Origin of the sequence: Flavobacterium sp. SH_e (genome assembly GCF_025717045.1) — a bacterium.
Taxonomy (GTDB): Bacteria; Bacteroidota; Bacteroidia; order Flavobacteriales; family Flavobacteriaceae; genus Flavobacterium.
On sequence record NZ_JAOVZN010000006.1, the window covers coordinates 810,681 to 828,979 of the forward strand.

Annotated in this window: 13 protein-coding genes; 6 read left to right on the plus strand and 7 right to left on the minus strand. The window is 33.5% G+C overall.

Annotated features, from left to right (window positions below; translation table 11 throughout):
• Window positions 1-47: 47 nt before the first annotated feature.
• Together OD917_RS14405 and gldA are read right to left on the minus strand one after the other, a co-directional pair.
• On the minus strand, window positions 48-2,168 hold the full coding sequence (locus tag OD917_RS14405; RefSeq protein WP_263524145.1) for a TonB-dependent receptor domain-containing protein: 2,121 nt from the start codon (window positions 2,166-2,168) through the stop codon (window positions 48-50).
• 383 nt (window positions 2,169-2,551) lie between these two features.
• A complete protein-coding gene (gldA, locus tag OD917_RS14410; protein WP_263524146.1) occupies window positions 2,552-3,448 on the minus strand; it encodes a gliding motility-associated ABC transporter ATP-binding subunit GldA in 897 nt (298 codons plus the stop codon).
• 148 nt (window positions 3,449-3,596) lie between these two features.
• Between gldA and OD917_RS14415 the strand changes: the two genes are divergently transcribed.
• From OD917_RS14415 to OD917_RS14425, 3 genes are all read left to right on the plus strand, one after another.
• On the plus strand, window positions 3,597-4,178 hold the full coding sequence (locus OD917_RS14415; protein WP_263524147.1) for a porin family protein: 582 nt from the start codon (window positions 3,597-3,599) through the stop codon (window positions 4,176-4,178).
• A 70-nt stretch (window positions 4,179-4,248) separates the two neighbouring features.
• Entirely contained in the window at window positions 4,249-4,524 is a 276-nt protein-coding gene (locus tag OD917_RS14420; protein ID WP_263524148.1) for an Lrp/AsnC ligand binding domain-containing protein, read from the plus strand.
• Between the two features lie 97 nt (window positions 4,525-4,621).
• Window positions 4,622-5,968, plus strand: a complete 1,347-nt coding sequence (locus tag OD917_RS14425; RefSeq protein WP_263524149.1) for a deoxyguanosinetriphosphate triphosphohydrolase — start codon at window positions 4,622-4,624, stop codon at window positions 5,966-5,968.
• A 66-nt stretch (window positions 5,969-6,034) separates the two neighbouring features.
• On the opposite strand, the gene OD917_RS14430 is transcribed toward OD917_RS14425, so the two are convergent.
• The 5 genes from OD917_RS14430 to OD917_RS14450 form a co-directional block, all read right to left on the minus strand.
• Window positions 6,035-7,036 carry a DUF3078 domain-containing protein gene (locus OD917_RS14430; RefSeq protein WP_111288198.1) on the minus strand — a complete coding sequence of 334 codons (1,002 nt, stop codon included), beginning with the start codon at window positions 7,034-7,036 and terminating at the stop codon, window positions 6,035-6,037.
• A gap of 31 nt (window positions 7,037-7,067) precedes the next feature.
• Window positions 7,068-8,855 (minus strand): 1-deoxy-D-xylulose-5-phosphate synthase, encoded by a 1,788-nt coding sequence (locus OD917_RS14435; RefSeq protein ID WP_263524150.1) that lies wholly within the window; start codon window positions 8,853-8,855, stop codon window positions 7,068-7,070.
• 37 nt (window positions 8,856-8,892) lie between these two features.
• Window positions 8,893-9,663, minus strand: coding sequence for a hypothetical protein (locus OD917_RS14440; RefSeq protein ID WP_263524151.1), 771 nt, complete (start codon window positions 9,661-9,663; stop codon window positions 8,893-8,895).
• A 93-nt stretch (window positions 9,664-9,756) separates the two neighbouring features.
• Entirely contained in the window at window positions 9,757-10,398 is a 642-nt protein-coding gene (locus OD917_RS14445) for a hypothetical protein (RefSeq protein WP_263524152.1), read from the minus strand.
• A complete protein-coding gene (locus tag OD917_RS14450; protein WP_263524153.1) occupies window positions 10,398-11,210 on the minus strand; it encodes an energy transducer TonB in 813 nt (270 codons plus the stop codon). Before OD917_RS14450 ends, OD917_RS14445 begins: the two co-directional genes overlap by 1 nt.
• 61 nt (window positions 11,211-11,271) lie before the next feature.
• On the opposite strand from OD917_RS14450, the gene OD917_RS14455 reads away from it, so the two are divergent.
• The 3 genes from OD917_RS14455 (at window position 11,272) to OD917_RS14465 (ending at window position 18,222) form a co-directional block, all read left to right on the plus strand.
• A complete protein-coding gene (locus OD917_RS14455) occupies window positions 11,272-11,715 on the plus strand; it encodes a nucleoside deaminase (protein WP_263524154.1) in 444 nt (147 codons plus the stop codon).
• A gap of 12 nt (window positions 11,716-11,727) precedes the next feature.
• Entirely contained in the window at window positions 11,728-12,360 is a 633-nt protein-coding gene (locus tag OD917_RS14460) for a hypothetical protein (RefSeq protein ID WP_263524155.1), read from the plus strand.
• Between the two features lie 174 nt (window positions 12,361-12,534).
• Entirely contained in the window at window positions 12,535-18,222 is a 5,688-nt protein-coding gene (locus OD917_RS14465) for an alpha-2-macroglobulin family protein (RefSeq protein WP_263524156.1), read from the plus strand.
• Window positions 18,223-18,299 lie beyond the last annotated feature (77 nt).

The following is an 18,299-nucleotide window of genomic DNA, read 5'->3' on the forward strand; positions in this document are numbered from 1 at the left end:
TTAACTAACACAAAAAAAACAAAAACAAGGTATTTAAAGAACGAAATTTAAATTCGGTATGTAAATGCAATTGTCGCAATACGATTGTCGAGATCATATCTTTTGTCGATACTCGTTTGCGCAACTACAGACTTAATGTAGAAATTATTGGTATTGAAAACATCAGTAAAATTCAATTTGATATTTCCTTTTTTAGCTAAAACTTGTTTAGAAATTCCAATACTAAAATCAAAGAAACCATCTCTTTGGTAAACTCCAAGATTCGATTTTGATTGATATTGTGCATTTCCTTCAGCTTTCCATGTATCTGTAATAGTGAATGAATTTTGAACACTAACATTTAAAGTCATTATCGGATCAATAGTATTGCTGTTCAATACATCTCCCATGAATTTATTTTCAAAAACATTGAATAATGTATTCACAGACCACCATTTATTTAATTCTGATGTATTGGTAATGTTGATTCCATAATTATATGATTTGTCAACATTTATTTGAGTTGTAACCGTTGTATTCGTGTCTGGATTATAATTGTACACTTCCGTGAAAACATCTTTGGTGCTATTGAAATAAACAGAAGCCATAAAACTACTTTTCCAAGCATAACCAATTTCCATTGCATGCGTAATCTCTGGAATCAAATTTGGATTTCCCTGCGAATAATTGAATGAATCATCATAAAAACGAAACGGATTCAAATCGAACTGACTTGGTCTATTAATTCTTTTGCTGTAAGAAGCATGCGCAGAATGGTTATTTGTGAATTCATATTTTAAAGAAAGACTCGGAAACCATTTCAAATAATCGTCCTTGTGTTCTTCATTCAAAGTCTTCTGATCAATGTTGATTGCCGTATATTCACTTCTTAAACCAACTTGAATATTCAGTTTTTCTAACTGATGTTTATAATTCGCGTAAGCGGCATAAATCTGTTCGTTATATTCAAAATGATTGGTCGAATTAAAATCAATCAACCATTCATTATTTTCATAATATTCATAAACAGAAGGATTATCATTGTTTTTAATGCTGGCTTTAAAACCCCATTCCATAGATTGTTTTTCCTTAAACGGATTCACAAAATCGACTTTTCCTGTAAAAACTTTCAATTGAGAAGGAATATATCCGCGGCGATCATTTACAACGGTTGCGTTTACGGTATTATCTGCACTCTGAAATTGTTTTGATCTAAACTTTGAAGTTTCGTATTCAAAATCAAAATTCATATTTTTTCCTTCCTCATTAAATTTATGTGTGCCAGAAAATGCATAAGTATAATCATTCCATTTTTCTTTGCTGTCATTATAAGTCAAAGCATCAAATGTTGGCTGATTTGAGGTATTAAAAACCGTATTTGTTCCATCAGCCATATTTTCATAGCGTCCGATTTTAGCATCAACATAAACTTCTAAATTCGTTTTAGGAGAAACTTCGTATTGAGTTCCAATTTTAAAATTGTTCGAAGTTAAAGGTTCATCGGTAATAGAAGTTTGATGATTGGTAGAAGCAATCTGCTGACGAGTCAAATCGGTATATTGAATTTGATTGAATCCTTTGTGCTCTTCTTCGCCACGGAAAGTATAACTGTAATTTCCGAAAACGCCCCATTTATCTTTATTATAATTTAAATTAAAGCCAGAATTTGTTCTGTTTTTTCGTCCTCTTCCATAACTGGCAAAAGCAGTTCCTTTTAAACCAGAAGCATTTGGCTTTTTCAAAATAATATTAATAATTCCAGCTTTTCCAGCCGCATCATATTTAGATGAAGGATTTGTAATAACTTCGATTTGTTTAATATTTGATGAAGTAGTAGCTTTTAAATAATTAGCTAATTCTTTCTGAGAAAGCTGTGTCAGTTTTCCGTTTATCATAACGGCAACACCTTGCTGTCCGCGAATAGATAAATCGCCGTCTTGTGAAACCACAACGCCAGGTGCGCGTGATAAAACATCAAGAGCAGTTCCGCCTTCAGAAACGATGCTGTTTTCAACATTAAAAACAAGGCGGTCAGATTTTTGAGTATATAAAACTTTCTTTTTAGAGATCACTATTTCATCTAGAGCTGTTATCGTTGTTTCTACAATACTATCAGTTTCTTTTTCTGTTTGAGAATATCCATCATATACCGAAAAAGCAAGCATAAGAGAGGTTATAATTTTTTTCATGTTGTTTTAAATTTGGCCTATTCTAAACCTAGATTTAGAAATGTAATCTTTGTAATTTTTTTAAATCAGAATTTATTGCAGTACAATTTTTTCTAATTTGTCTGAAAACACTTTTTGAAGATTTAATGCTTGATTTGAAACAATAGAAATAATTTTTTTAAGAGTGTGGAGTGTACGTAACATACCTTGGCATTTAAAGTTTGATTTGCCAAATATATAACTATTTATAATAAGTCTAAATAAAAATAGAAATTAATTTTTCAGAAAAAGCTTTAATTTGCTGATTTGTAGAAGAAAGAAGAAGAAATAAAATTGAAAAGCGGTTTGTTTTATTTAAAAACAAACCGCTTTTCTAACTGAAAACCGTGACTGCGACTGAAAACTTATTTAGTAATTTCTCTAAAAACAGCCTCAAGGTTTTTATTTTTTTGATTCAGCTGAAGAGTTTTTAAACCATTCGCATTAGCAAAATCAAAAATAGCTGGACGCATATCTTTGTCAGTCACAAAAGTGAGCTCCCATGTCATGTCATGAGTATTTACGTACGAAGAAATATTTTCTAGTTTGGCTAAAAGCTGTTCTTCTACTTTGTAATCAAACTCAACTTCAATAACTTGCTCTTTATCTGCCGTTACTAAATGGTCTAATTTATTGTCTGCAACAATCTGTCCTTTGTCAATAATTATGACACGATCGCAAATTGCTTCAACTTCTTGCATGATATGTGTCGATAAAAAAACAGTTTTATTTTTTCCTGCATTTTTAATCACATTACGAATTTCCATTAACTGATTAGGATCCAGACCTGTAGTTGGTTCATCCAAAATTAAAACTTCTGGATCGTGAAGTAAAGCATTTGCCAAACCAACACGCTGACGGTATCCTTTAGAAAGCTGACCGATCTTTTTATGGCTCTCTGGTGTCAGTCCTGTCAGTTGAATTACTTCTTCAATTCTTGATTTTGGCACGTTATAAACATCGGCATTAAATGCCAAATACTCACGAACATACAAATCCAAATACAACGGATTATGCTCTGGTAAATATCCGATCGAACGTTGAACAGATTTTGGCTCCGTCATGACATCGTGGCTGTTTACAAGGGCTGAGCCTTCATCTGCCAATAAATATGTGGTCAAAATTTTCATTAAAGTAGATTTTCCAGCTCCGTTTGGTCCTAAAAATCCGACAATTTCGCCCTTCTCAATTGAAAATGAAATTGAATTTAATGCTTTTTGTGTTCCGTAACTTTTTGATATGTTGTTTACTACTATCGACATAGAATTTTTATTTGTTACAAAAGTAACGAGAAATAACCTCGATTGCTACATTTTGGCATCTAAAGTATTTCTTAAAAAAAATATAAAGTTTCCGATTCACGGCACTGTTGTTGTTAAAGGAAACATAAATTTTAAAAATAAATCCCAAATGAAAAAAATGTTAGTGATAGCTGCTTTAGCTATCTGCAGTTTTGCAAGCGCACAAAAAGGTACAATCTTAGTAGGTGGAAACATCGGATTCACTTCTGAAACTACTGATTATTCTTCTTCTGAAGTAAAAACCAATGAATTTAGCTTCTCTCCTAAAGTAGGTTACCAATTTAATGATAACTGGACTATTGGAGGTGAATTTACAGTGAACTCTGCAAAAGATAATACTGGATCTGTTGAAACTAAAGACAATGGGTTCAAATTTGGTGCATTCGCACGTTACGCTGTGCCATTAAGCCAAACTTTCGCAGTTTATGCTGATATGGGTGCAGGTTTCCAAAACGCAAAAACAAAAGTTTACGGTCCTGGAAATGCTTATGCAAAATATAAAGCAGACGGTATGTATGTTGGTATTACTCCAGCTCTTTTCATTAACATGAAAAACAGCTTCGGATTAAACTTCAGCATCGGTGGTTTAGGATACGAAACTTTAAGTTATGACAATAACGGACCAGATGTTAACTCTTTCTTCTTCAACTTCGGAAAAACAGTTAACATTGGAATTTCTAAAAACTTCTAATCTTAAGTTTTTATATTCAATTTCAGAAAGCGCTCCATTTGGAGCGCTTTTTTTATTAGATAAAGGTCTTATGAAAACTAAAGCTGTTTTTTGCAACGTCCGTTTAAAAGAACATGCTAAAAATGGTGGAAGCAATTTTGTGAAAGATATCGTAGCACTTCCAGAAATTATAGAATGTTATAACATTGCTGGTGATTACGATTTCATGCTAAAGATTTTGGTGCAAGATATGGCTATTTATCAGGATTTTGTAATGAATAAATTATCAACCATAGAAAACATAGGTAATACGAACAGTATTTTTGTAATGGGAGAGATTAAACACAGTACGGTTTTAGAATTTTAAAGCAGAAGAAAATCATAAAATAAAACGTATTTTTGAAATCTTAAATTATCAATTTAGATCAACAATCTAAAATCTTTAATCAACAATCTAAAATCAAATGAACTGGGAACAACTTTTATCATTAAGACGTCAAGGAGATACAAGCAAAAGATTACGTGTAGAACAAGATGATACTCGTTTAGGTTTTGAGGTCGATTATGACCGAATTATATTTTCTTCCGCTTTTAGAAGTTTACAAGATAAGACACAAGTTATTCCGCTTTCTAAAACAGATTTCGTTCACACGCGATTAACCCACAGTTTGGAAGTTTCGGTTGTTGGGCGTTCGCTTGGACGTTTGGTAGGGAAAAAGATTATCGAGAAATATCCCTATTTGAAAGAAGTTCACGGTTATCATATGAACGATTTTGGAGCCATTGTAGCTGCAGCTTCATTGGCGCATGATATTGGGAATCCTCCATTTGGGCATTCTGGAGAAAAAGCGATTGGAGAATATTTTTCTATTGGAAACGGACAGAAATACAGAAATCAGCTGACTGATAAACAATGGCAAGATTTAATTGATTTTGAAGGAAACGCCAACGGATTTTCGGTTCTTACAGGAAGCCGCCCAGGAATTGAAGGCGGACTCCGTATTTCTTACGCAACTTTGGGTGCTTTTATGAAATATCCTAAAGAAAGCCTTCCGAAAAAGCCAACGAATAATATTGCAGATAAAAAATACGGATTCTTTCAATCAGATAAATTATTCTTTGAAGAAGTAGCTAAAGATATGGGAATGATTGCCAATAAATCTGGTGAAGATATCGGTTTTGAAAGACATCCATTGGCATATTTAGTGGAAGCAGCAGATGATATTTGTTACACAATTATAGACTTCGAAGACGGAATTAATTTAGGTTTGGTTTCTGAAGATTATGCTTTAGAATATCTAATTAAATTAGTAAAAGATAATATTGGCGTTGCAAAATATAAAACATTAGAAACTAAAGAAGATAGAATTAGTTATTTGCGCGCACTTGCAATTGGTTCTTTAATTAATGATGCTGTAGATGTTTTTATAGAAAATGAAGAAGCAATTTTGGCAGGAAATTTTCCTTATGCTTTAACAGATAAAAGCAAATACAAAGCTCAAATGAATGATATTATCAAACTTAGTGTTGAAAAAATCTATCAGAGCCATGAAGTAATTGAGAAAGAGATTGTGGGTTATCAGATCATTCAAACACTATTGGATAAGTTTATTACAGCGTTCAATAATAAATTTGAAGGAACAGCTTCAAACTACGATAAATTGATTTTGAAAATGTTGCCCGAAAAACATCATTTAGACAAAACCAATTTATACGAACGTTTATTGCATATCTGTCATTATGTTTCGCTTTTAACTGACGGAAATGCTTTGGAATTATATGAGATGATTCAAGGACGTAAAAAGAATTAATTTTGATGCAAAATAAAAAACACCCCATAAAACTATTTATGGGGTGTTTTTTTATAATTGATTTGTTTATTGAAAAGCGTAAACTAGACCTACGCCAAGAACCTGTCTTAACTGCATTCGCGGTCCGTCGTTAACCTGAGTTGTAGTTCCAGTTGTTGGGTCTACAACATCTTTTTTCGTTTTAATATCATCATCATAAATTAAATGAACTCCAATATTTGCTTTTACATAAGCGTTAACAACAAGGTCTAATTTGGTGTCATAATCGATATCGACATTTCCGAATTTATTCAAATAATCGGTATATAAGCTCAGCCTGTTTTCGTAAAAAACGTTTTTGTAGATTTCGCTTCTCATATATCCAGTAAAAAGAATACCAAATTCGGCTTTTACTTTCTGACCTTCTTCAATTAAAATCTGGTTATTTGGATCTAGCGGATCTGTTTCATAAACCGCCTTCTTAACCCCGAAAGAACCTTGATTTGCAAGATATTGATCTAATACTAAAGTAGTTTTTAACGTAATTGGAGAGAAGTAAAACGTTCTATTTTTTTCCTTGTTTGAGTTCTCAGCTCCAGCTCCCAGAAAGACGTATGCTGGTGCAAAAGGCTTAGAAATAGCAACATCTCTATTAGGATAATTATAACCGTCTGTAAACTGTGTGTTGAAGTTTAATTTTGAAGAGTAATACCAGTTTGAAGTGGAATCTTTTCTAAAACCGTAAGTAGAGTTAAATTGGAAAGCATCATCTGTTTTTCTTAATTCGATTCCGTCTTGTTTATTTAAACCATATTTTACGATAAGCTCGTTTACCCACTTATGATTTTTCTTGGTATAAGTTCTCGAAAATTCGCCTTTAAATAAACCTGAAATAGAACTTGTTCCCCCGGCACTCCAATTTACAAATGCAATTTCGGAAATGTCAAACCCAAGCTGATTTTTTTGTGTCCAGTTAGAAGGCGGTTTAGGTGCTTGATTTGGGCTTAAAGTAGTTTGAATGATCTGGGCAAAGTTATTAGAAGTACACAGAAGCAATAACAGCAAAAGGGTAGAACGCAATAATTTCATTAGGTAATTTGTTTTTGGTGTCGCAAAATAATTATTTTGAACCGTTAGAAAAAAGATTTATCAAACTTTTAACGTCAATTTTACACAATTGTTGCAGTTGATTTACTGCTCCATGCTCAATAAATTCGTCTGGAACACCCAGAATTTCAATGTTATTTTTGAAATTATTTGATGCTGCAAACTCTAAAACTGCACTTCCAAAACCACCATTTTTAACTCCATCTTCGATTGTAATAATACTTTCGAAAGTTGTAAAAACAGTGTTTAATGTGTTGATATCTATTGGTTTAATAAAACTAAAGTTATAGTGGGCAATCTCATCCGAATTTATGGATTCTTTTAAGGCTTCTATAACATTATTTCCAATTGTTCCGGCCGACAGAACAGCAATTTTCGTACCATCTTTCAGGCATTTTGCTTTACCGAAATTAATTTTTTCATAATGTCCGAAATTTTCTACTTCCCAATTTGGCAGGACTCCGCGGCCTCTTGGATATCGAATTGCAATTGGATGATTTATTCCTAATTGAACTGTATATAAAATGTTTTGTAGCTCAATTTCGTTTAACGGAGCATAAATTGTCATATTCGGAATTGAACGTAGATATGCAATATCAAAAATGCCATGATGTGTTGCTCCATCTTCGCCAACTAAACCAGCTCTGTCAAGACAAAAAATAACAGGTAAGTTTTGCAAAGCAACATCATGAATCACTTGGTCGTATGCACGCTGTAAAAAAGTCGAATAAATATTGCAATAGACAATCATTCCTTGGGTTGCCATTCCTGCAGCCAGCGTTACGGCGTGCTGTTCGGCAATTCCAACATCAAAGGCACGATCGGGTAATTCATCCATCATAAATTTTAATGAACTTCCAGATGGCATTGCTGGCGTGATCCCAATTATTTTTTCATTTTTTTTGGCTAAATCTAGTATAGTTAAACCAAAAACATCTTGATATTTTGGAGGAAGATTTTCTTCCGATTTTAAATGAATTTCTCCAGTCGAAGCGTCAAATTTTCCAGGCGCATGATATTTCACCTGATTCTCTTCGGCCTGAAGTAAGCCTTTTCCTTTTGTAGTTACAATATGAAGGAATTTCGGGCCTTTAATCTTTTTTAAACGATTTAATTCTTTGATTAATTTCGGAAGATCATGACCGTCAATTGGACCAGTATAATCAAAATTCAACGATTTAATGATATTATTTTGTCGCGGATTTTTTCCGTTTTTAACTGAAGTAAGATATTGTTTTAAAGCGCCAACACTTGGATCAATTCCGATTGCATTATCATTCAAGACGACCAAAATATTAGCATCGGTAACTCCAGCGTGATTTAAACCTTCAAACGCCATTCCGCTGGCAATTGAAGCATCGCCGATAACAGCAATATGTTCTTTATCAAAATCACCTTTTAATTTTGACGCAATCGCCATTCCGAGTGCCGCTGAAATAGAAGTAGAAGAATGCCCAACGCCAAAAGTATCGTAAACACTTTCGCTTCTTTTAGGAAAACCAGAAAGACCTCCAATTTGTCTGTTAGTATGAAAATTTTCTCTTCTTTCGGTCAGAATTTTGTGCCCGTAAGCCTGATGTCCAACATCCCAAACCAATAAATCTTCGGGCGTATTAAAAACATAATGCAAAGCAATTGTAAGCTCTACAACGCCTAAACTTGCGCCCAAATGCCCTTCTTTTACAGAAACGACCTCAATAATAAATTGACGTAATTCTCGAGCAACCTGAGTAAGCTGTTCTTCTTTTAAAAGACGTAAATCGGCTGGATTGTATATGTTTGAAAGTAAATCGCTTTTCATTGTAAGGTAAAAAGCAAATTTACGGTTTTAAATTTAATTATTGTTTTTCAAGTTTTAATTGAGTATTGGGTGTAGTAAGAATTTGTTCTCCTTTGAGTTCTTTAGCAGGAATATTTATCATTCGATTTTCAATCACTTTAATAATACTGTCTTTAGATATCAGTAATTCTTCTTCCAATCTGTAATTAACATTGATAGGCATTAGTCCCATTGTTACTGGTTCATTACCAATTTTTACTGAGTTTGTTTCATTTTTTTTAGAATCTGTTTGAGTGGTATCTATATTAATTGTTAGAGATTCATTTTTTATTTTCTTTTTAGGGCTAGGTTTAGTTTCGTATTTTAAAGGAGGAGGTGGTCCCATCGTTGTTCCTCTATGATTGTTATTACGCAATTGTCTTACTAACTGATTGAGCTCTCTCTCCCTTTTTGTTTTTTCCTCTTTATCAATTGTAATGGAATCAATTTTATGTTTGTTTCCGTTACTATCTGAACAACTAAATAAAGAAGTTCCCATAGCTATAAATAAAGCCAGTAAGAATATTTTATGATATTGATTTTGAGAAAATAAGATGTTGCTTGGAATTCGAATGTCCACCAACTCAGTTTGCGATTTCCTGAACCTTCCGCAGATTTTCTGATTTTCATTTTGAATATAAAATTGTTGAATCTCAGAAGGTAATTTATTGGTGAAGTCAATTACAGTTGTATTGCATACTGCGCAAAATCTCCCTTTTTCATTGGGTGTCATTTTATTCCAATCTTCATTGCATGGTTTGGAAATTCTCACTTTATAATCTGATTTCATACTTTTGCATAATTAAAAACGCAAGTTATAAAATATAAGATTATTCTTTCTTTTTTAAGTGTTAATTTTAAAAAATATACGCAAATTAGACTGTTATTTTAAAATGATAGGCACAGAATATTGCATCCTGATTTTTTTTCCGTTCGATTCGCCGGGTTGCCATTTTGGACACAAACTTAAAACTCTGATAATTTCTTTTTCTAAAGGTTCTTCAACTGCTGGTGAACATTCAAGAAATGAAATTGTACCATTTTTTTCTACTGCAAATGCAAGTGTAAAATTAAGTTTCCAATAACTTACGTCTTCTGGTTTTTTATATTCTTTCATAAAAAAGTTATGAAATTGTTCTATTCCGCCAGGAAATTCTGCGTTAGAATTCAAAGGAGCTTTTACAGTTAACGGAGCATCATCTTTTTTTGTCTTTTCAGATTTTGACGTTTTATCTTCTGCAACTTTTTCTTGTAATATTGGTGTCGCTTTTTTAAATTCAATTTGCTCAGCTTTAGATAATGAAGGTGCAGTTTGGTCTGATTTTTTTGTGTCGATTGCTGTTTTATCTAAAGTAACAGATTTTGTTATCGAAGTATCTGTGACAGCTTCAATATTCTCGATTCTTTCTTTTTTATCCTCTTTGTTTTGGCAGCCAAACAAAAATGCTGTTCCTATAACTGCATACAATGCTAAAAGCAATTTGTATCGCTTTGTCTGAGCAGTTATTTTATGGTTTATTTCCATTATTTAAATATAATTGGCAAAATGAAAGTTGATCGAACATCTCGATTGTTTGTTTTTCCAGGAATCCATTTCGGACCAGATTCTAAAACTTTAATAACTGCTGTTTCATTTTCTGATGATGCATTTTTAGTTACTTTAAAATTAGTTAGAGTGCCGTCTCTTTCTACTACAAATAAGACTGACATTTCTCCTTTTTTTGAAGCAGTATAATTTTTTGCAAAGTAAGAATAGAATTTTTTCATTCCGTCTTTTGGTGCAGGTAAAATATCCAAATCAACCGCATTATATATAATACTATATTTAAAACTGTAATATTCAATAGGTTTGGAAAGAGTTACCATTCCCATTGTGACTCTTTCTTTCGGTATTTTTCTTTTTTCTTTTTTAGATTCAATTTGATGGCCATAGCAAGAGGAAACATCTTTATCTTGACTTTGAGAGACATTGTCAACAATTTCAATTTTCTCAATTTTTTTCTTATTTCCTTCTTTATCTGCACAGCTAAACAAAGAAGTTCCCATTGCAATAAACAAAGCCAGTAAAAACATTTTATGGAAATGCGTTTGTGTGTAAAGAACCTTATTGGGAATTTGAATTGTTATCGAATCAAGTTGAGATTTTTTAAATCGGCCACAAATTTTACTGCCTTGATTTTTAATAATGTATTGCTGAATTTCTTCAGGAAGCATCGAGGCAAAATCAACAACAGTTTTAGAACAGCTCATACAAAAACGGCCATTTCCATTTGAAGTCATTTCATCCCAATTTTCATGGCATGGTCTAGAAATGCTGATTTTGTAATTTCTTTCCATAATTCAAATATCAAAGTTTAAATGTAATAAAAATATTGAGTAAAGTTTTACTTTTGCAGATATGGAAAATCCTTTTACAGACGAATATTTTATGAAAAAAGCTTTGCAGGAAGCTGAAGAAGCCTATTTAAAAGGCGAAATTCCTGTTGGAGCTGTTGTAGTTGTAGCCGATAAAGTAATCGCAAGAAGTCATAATTTGACCGAATTGTTAAATGATGTCACGGCTCACGCAGAGATGCAATCAATCACCGCGGCAGCTAATTTTCTGGGCGGAAAATATTTAAAAGACTGTACACTTTACGTAACCCTTGAACCTTGCCAAATGTGTGCAGGTGCGTTGTATTGGAGTCAGATTTCTAAAATTGTTTTTGGCGCACGCGACGAACAACGCGGATTTTTAAATATGGGGACAAAATTGCATCCGAAAACGACTGTTGTTTCTGGTGTAATGGCTAATGAAGCGGCAGATTTGATGAAACGATTTTTTCTGGAAAGACGTAAATAATTCCAATGTAACATGACAGATTTTTCAACAATAAGAAAACTATTCCATATCACAGAATCAAATGGTTTTACAAATGATGAAATTCAGGTTGTAAAAGATATTTTCGGACAGCTTCCTGAGGTGTTTGTGGATTATTATACTGAATTAGGGAAAATCCAAAATTTAAATCATACACAAGATTTATTAATTATACCAGAGCGTTTTCAATATTATAAAAATGATGATTATCTAATATTTTATTCTGAAAATCAAAAAGCTTGCGTTTGGGGAATTCATAAAGATGATTTGTCAAAATCCAATCCGTCCGTTTACATGAGTTATGATGAAAAGGAATGGAATTTGGAAACAGAAACCTTAACCGATTTCTTTACTGCAATGGCATTTCTTCAGGCTGGTTTTGCTTTAAAATATACTGCTGAATGTTTTTATGAAATAGATGATAAAGCCTTAAAATTTATTGATGAAAATTATACAAATAAAGGAGTTTCTTTTAAACAGTGGACGGAAGGAATTAATTTCTATGGACATCATGATGATGATGTAATTATAGTGATGAGTAACGATCAAATTTTTTATTCATCAAACAAAGAAAATCATTTTTTAGAAATGGATAAAGTTTTGTCAAAATTAGGTTCTGAGCTTTGAGAGCAATGATTAAACTTCAACAAAAGTTAAATAATCAATGTAAAGAAATTTCTTCTTAAATAGTTCGAAAAATATTTTACTTTTAACATAATTTAAATCTCATTTTGCTGTTATGGCTTTAACGGTAATTCGTGTTAAATTTCTAGTTTGTTAACCATTTAACTCTAAACAAAAGTGAAAGCAAAAGGACTATTTCTCGTATTTTTTGTGTTTTTTATTTTTCAATCCTGCGGTCGCAAATCAGCTGCAGATTTCAATTCGGATTTTTCGCTATTCAAAGATTACATTACCAGTTTTACGGGCGGAATCGTTTCTGTGGATTCTGATATTCGTGTGGTTTTGGCATTTAATAAAAATGATTGGAAACCCAATCAAGAATTAGACGATGATTTGTTTGATATTTCGCCTAATGTTCACGGAAAAGTTATAGCACTTTCAACAAATACTTTAGCTTTTATTCCAGAGAAAAAATTAGAAGCAGGAACAGAATATCAAGTTACTTTAAACTTAGATAAACTAACCGCCATTCCGAAAGAAAAAGAAAAGGAACTTTCTAAATTTAACTTTACAGTTAAAACGGTTAAACAGGATTTTGCCATAAATACGGCTGATATTCAATCATACAGTAAAGAATACCAATATTTGAACTGCACCCTTAAAACAGCAGATAATATTGATCTTGAAACGGCTATAAAATTAGTTCAAGCCAAACAAAAAGGAAATGATCTTAAAATAAAGTTTGATAAAGGCCCTGCTTCAGGCAAGGAATTTCATTTTATAATTGACAGCATTCAACGTTTTTCTGAAGCTTCCAATCTTGAAATTATTTATGATGGAAATGATTTTGATATTGACCAGAAAGGACAAATTGATTTTCCAATTACGAGCATCAATGAATTTAAAGTTATAAAAGTTGAAGTTCCAGACGGAAACAATCAGCAGGTTTTAATTAATTTCTCTGAACCATTAGAAAAAGATCAGGATTTTGCTGGATTGGTTTCGATTCAAAATACCAACAACCTGAAATTTTCTACACAAGGGAATTTACTTAAAGTGTACTTTAGCAATCAAAATGCGCCTAAAAAAGAAAAGACTGTAACAGTAGTTGCAGAAGAACCTATTGCTGTTGCTGCAGATTCGGCAGCCGTTGTGGTTGATTCAGCCGCAGTTGCAGTAGATTCAGCTGCCGCGGTTATAGAAGAAGCCGTTGAATATGTTCCAGACGAAGAACCAGAACAAGTTGTGACTGGTGAATTATTGTTGGAAGTTTTTCAAGGAATAGAAAGCCAGTATGGTAAGAAACTAGAAAATAATTATAGTGAAAAAATTTCTTTTGATCAGATAAAACCAAACGTTCGTTTTATTAAAAATGGAACAATTCTGCCAAGTTCAAATAATTTAAAACTGAATTTCGAAGCCGTAAATCTTAGTGCTGTGGATGTAAAAGTCTATAAGATTTACAAAAACAATATTCTGCAATTTCTTCAATACAACGAATTAAACGGTGGACAAAATCTTAAAAAAGTAGCGCAGCCAATTGCCAAAACGACACTGAATTTAAGAGAAAGTACACTCGTAAATCTGGCAAAATGGAATACGTATGCGTTAGATTTATCTAAAATTATCAAGCCAGAACCTGGAGCGATTTATAGAGTTGAATTTGTTTATAAAAAGAAATACTCGCTTTATAAATGCGAAACATCAGATAATAGCGAAGATGAAGCTGAGGAAGAAGAAGTTGATGAAAACGATGTCAATTACAGCGGAAACTCTTACGACGATTATTACTATTATGATGATTACGACTGGAGAGAGAGTCAGGATCCTTGCACAGGTTCTTACTATTATAATGCAAGAATCGCAACCAATATTTTAGCTTCAGATTTAGGAGTTATTGCTAAAAGAGGAGAAAATAAATCGTATTTATTTGCTGTAAATAATATAGTTACAACAGAACCGGTTTCTAATGCAAGAGTTGATTTGTATAATTTCCAACAGCAAAAAATTGCAACAGAAGCAACAAGCAGCGAAGGTATTGCATCTTTCCAATTGGATAAATTCGCTTATTTTGCGATTGTTACTTTAGGAGATCAGTCGACTTATGTGAAACTTGATGATGGACTTTCGTTATCGGTAAGTAATTTTGATGTTGCGGGTGAGACTTTACAAAAAGGCCTAAAAGGATTTATTTATGGAGAAAGAGGTGTTTGGCGTCCAGGAGATATTTTGTATTTATCATTTATTTTGAATGATGCTGCAAATAAACTTCCGAAATCACATCCAATTAAATTCAGATTAAATGACCCGAACGGAAAAACAGTTTATCAGACGGTTCAAAAAACCAATGAGCTGAATCATTATGCTATTGCATTTCGAACAAATCAAGATGCGCCTACAGGAAACTGGGAAGCAATGGTAAGTGTTGGTGGTGCTAAATTCTATAAGAGCATTAAGATTGAAACAATTAAACCGAATCGTTTAAAAATCAAAAATACATTTAGTAGAAAAACACTTTCTACTTCATATCCAAATACGGATAATCTTGAAGTAACTTGGCTTCATGGTGCAATTGCTAAGAATTTGAATGTAGAAATGCAAGCTAAATTCTCTCAGCAGACAACCACTTTTAAAGGTTATGAAAAATATACTTTTGATGACTTAGCGCGTCAATTCAGTACAGAAGAAATTAATGTTTTCTCTGGAAAATTAAACGAAAACGGAAAAGCATCGGTAAACATTCAGCCAAGATTGCAAGGTCAGGCGCCTGGAATGTTGCGTGCATCATTCATTACAAAAGTGTATGAAGAAGGAGGAGATTTTAGTACAGATGTGATGTCAATGACTTATTCTCCGTACAAAACTTACGTTGGAGTTAAAACGCCCGAACTGAACAAATACAGCATGCTTGAAACGAGAACAAACAATCGTTTTGATGTTGTAACGGTTGATGAAAACGGAAGACCAAAATCAGTTCGTAATCTAGAAGTAAGAGTTTACAAAGTAGACTGGAGATGGTGGTGGGATTCTTCGAGCGATAATTTATCAAATTACAATTCGTCGAATGCAACGACTTCGTACAAAACATTTGTAATCAATACAGATTCTAGCGGAAAAGGAAGTTTTCAATTTGCTTTGACAGATGAAGAATGGGGACGTTATTTAATTCGTGTTGCCGATCAAGAAGATGGTCATGCGACTTCTTTAACTGTAAATATCGACTGGCCAATTTGGTCTGGAAAAACACGAAACAGAGATGCTTCAACCGCTAATATGTTGGTATTTTCTACTGATAAAAAGAATTATGCAGTTGGAGAAAAAGCACAGATATCTTTCCCTTCAAGTGAAGGCGGTCGCGCTTTAATTTCTGTAGAAAACGGTTCAAGAGTAGTGCAGACTATTTGGGCAGAAACCAAAAAAGGAGAAACAAAAGTTGAGGTTCCAATTACGGGAGCAATGGCGCCAAACGTTTATTTCAATATTACATTGTTACAGCCTCATGCTTCGACCAAAAATGATTCGCCGATTCGTATGTACGGAATCGTTCCGATTGAAGTAGTTGATAAAAACACGATTTTGGCACCAACTTTAAATATGCCGGACGTATTAAGGCCAGAACAGCCGTTTACGGTAAAAGTGGGTGAGAAATTAGGGAAAGAAATGACGTATACCATTGCTGTTGTCGATGAAGGTCTTTTGGATTTAACTCGTTTTAAAACCCCAAATGCATGGGATAGTTTCTATGTTCGTGAAGCTTTAGGAGTGAAAACTTGGGATATTTATGATGATGTAATTGGCGCTTACGGCGGAAAAATAAACCAGATTTTCAGTATTGGTGGTGACCAGGATTTAGGTGGAGGAAAAGCTAAAAAAGCTAATCGTTTTAAACCTGTTGTATTATACTACGGACCATTTAAATTAGGAAAAGGAGAAACAAAATCACATGAGTTAAAACTTCCAAAATACATTGGTTCTGTTCGAACAATGGTTGTAGCGGGAGATGCAAATACAAGCGCTTACGGAAGCGCTGAAAAAGCAACACAAGTTAAGAGTCCGTTGATGGTTTTGGCTTCTTTGCCAAGAAAGATTTCACCATCAGAAAAAGTGACATTGCCTGTAACGGTTTTTACAACTGAGAATAAAATTAAAAACGTAACGATTCAGGTAAAAACAAGCAACGGATTGAAAGTAGCAGGAAGTGCGGTTCAAAAACTAAATTTTGCACAACCAGATGAGAAAATGGCGTATTTTAATTTAGTTGTAGGTTCTGCAACAGGAATTGCAAAAGTTCAGGTAATCGCAACATCAGGGAGCGAGAAATCAACTTATGATGTTGAAATCGATATGACGAATCCAAATCCAGTTACGAGTACTTTTACAGACGTTGTTTTAACGCCAAATAGCACTAAAACAATTTCTTGGAAAACGTTTGGAATCGCTGGAAGCAACAAGGCAAGACTGGAAGTTTCGTCTATGCCGTCTATGAACTTGAATGGAAGATTACAATTCTTGATTCAATACCCGCATGGATGTGTAGAACAGACTACTTCATCTGTTTTCCCACAATTGTATTTGGGAGATGTTGCAGATATTGATGCTAAACGTAAAGATTTAATTCAAAAAAATATTGCAGCAGGAATTCAAAGATTAGGAAATTTCCAATTATCAAATGGCGGAATGCCTTACTGGCAAGGAAATGCAATTGCAGACGATTGGGGAACTTCTTATGCAGGACATTTCTTGATTGAAGCGGAGAAAAAAGGATATGTACTGCCAATAAACTTCAAATCAAAATGGCTTTCGTATCAGCAGAAAGAAGCAAAACAATGGCGATTTGAACCGAAATACGGAAATGACTTAGCGCAGGCATATCGTTTATACACGTTGGCTTTAGCAGGAAATGCCGATTTATCGTCAATGAACAGATTGCGTGAAACAAAAGGTATTTCAAACGAAAGTATGCTTCGTTTGGCTGCGGCTTATGTTTTAGCAGGTCAGAAATCAGCTGGACAGAGTTTGTTCTTAAAAACGAGTATCGACGGGAGTTCTGATGGATACAGCTATTACTATTACGGTTCAAGTGAAAGGAACAGAGCGATGGCTTTAGAAACAATGCTTCTTTTAGATCAAAAACAAAAAGCATTTGTTACTGCGACAAAATTAGCTAAAGAAATGTCAGCGAATCAATGGATGAGTACGCAAACAACGGCTTACTGTTTATATGCAATGTCGAAATTTGCGATGAGTAATGGTCCGAAAGGAATCAATATTCAGTTTAGTAAAAACGGAAAGGGCGAGACAATCAACACAGGTAAATCGGTTGCAGATCGCAGTTTGTGTGTTGCTTCTGGCACAAACAGTATTACGTTAAAAAACAACAAAGCTAATACGGTTTATGTTCGCGTGTTAAACACAGGAATTCTGCCAATCGGACAAGAAAATGCAGTTCAAAGCGATGTTACTGCTTCTATTGTTTTCAAAAACAGAAAAGGAAGTGTAATTAATGTTTCAAGAATTAATCAGGGAACTGAATTTGTTGCAGAGGTTACGATTAAAAACCAAAGAGGAGAAAGTGTTCAAAACGTGGCGTTATCACAAATTCTGCCTTCAGGATTCGAAATTGTAAATACTCGCTTCACAGATTATGGAGACGCTGTAAATAATATTGCAGATTATATTGATATTCGTGATGACAGAACGAATTTCTATTTCGGAATGAAAGCCAGAGAAACCAAAGTTTTCAGAATCCTACTAAACGCATCATATTTAGGAAATTATTATTTACCTGGATTGCAATGCGAAGCGATGTATGATAATACGTTCTTAGCGAGAACAAAAGGATTCTGGGTTGAGGTTGTGAAGTAAAATTTATATAGTACACGTATCCTAACAGGTTTCCAAAACCTGTTAGGTATTTTATAGATATAGTGAAGAAGTTTTTA

What these genes read in the sequence shown, in the direction of transcription:
- OD917_RS14405 (WP_263524145.1), bottom strand. Translation starts at nt 2,168, where the DNA reads ATGAAAAAAATTATAACCTCTCTTATGCTTGCTTTTTCGGTATATGAT.
- gldA (WP_263524146.1), bottom strand. Translation starts at nt 3,448, where the DNA reads ATGTCGATAGTAGTAAACAACATATCAAAAAGTTACGGAACACAAAAA.
- OD917_RS14415 (WP_263524147.1), top strand. Translation starts at nt 3,597, where the DNA reads ATGAAAAAAATGTTAGTGATAGCTGCTTTAGCTATCTGCAGTTTTGCA.
- OD917_RS14420 (WP_263524148.1), top strand. Translation starts at nt 4,249, where the DNA reads ATGAAAACTAAAGCTGTTTTTTGCAACGTCCGTTTAAAAGAACATGCT.
- OD917_RS14425 (WP_263524149.1), top strand. Translation starts at nt 4,622, where the DNA reads ATGAACTGGGAACAACTTTTATCATTAAGACGTCAAGGAGATACAAGC.
- OD917_RS14430 (WP_111288198.1), bottom strand. Translation starts at nt 7,036, where the DNA reads ATGAAATTATTGCGTTCTACCCTTTTGCTGTTATTGCTTCTGTGTACT.
- OD917_RS14435 (WP_263524150.1), bottom strand. Translation starts at nt 8,855, where the DNA reads ATGAAAAGCGATTTACTTTCAAACATATACAATCCAGCCGATTTACGT.
- OD917_RS14440 (WP_263524151.1), bottom strand. Translation starts at nt 9,663, where the DNA reads ATGAAATCAGATTATAAAGTGAGAATTTCCAAACCATGCAATGAAGAT.
- OD917_RS14445 (WP_263524152.1), bottom strand. Translation starts at nt 10,398, where the DNA reads ATGGAAATAAACCATAAAATAACTGCTCAGACAAAGCGATACAAATTG.
- OD917_RS14450 (WP_263524153.1), bottom strand. Translation starts at nt 11,210, where the DNA reads ATGGAAAGAAATTACAAAATCAGCATTTCTAGACCATGCCATGAAAAT.
- OD917_RS14455 (WP_263524154.1), top strand. Translation starts at nt 11,272, where the DNA reads ATGGAAAATCCTTTTACAGACGAATATTTTATGAAAAAAGCTTTGCAG.
- OD917_RS14460 (WP_263524155.1), top strand. Translation starts at nt 11,728, where the DNA reads ATGACAGATTTTTCAACAATAAGAAAACTATTCCATATCACAGAATCA.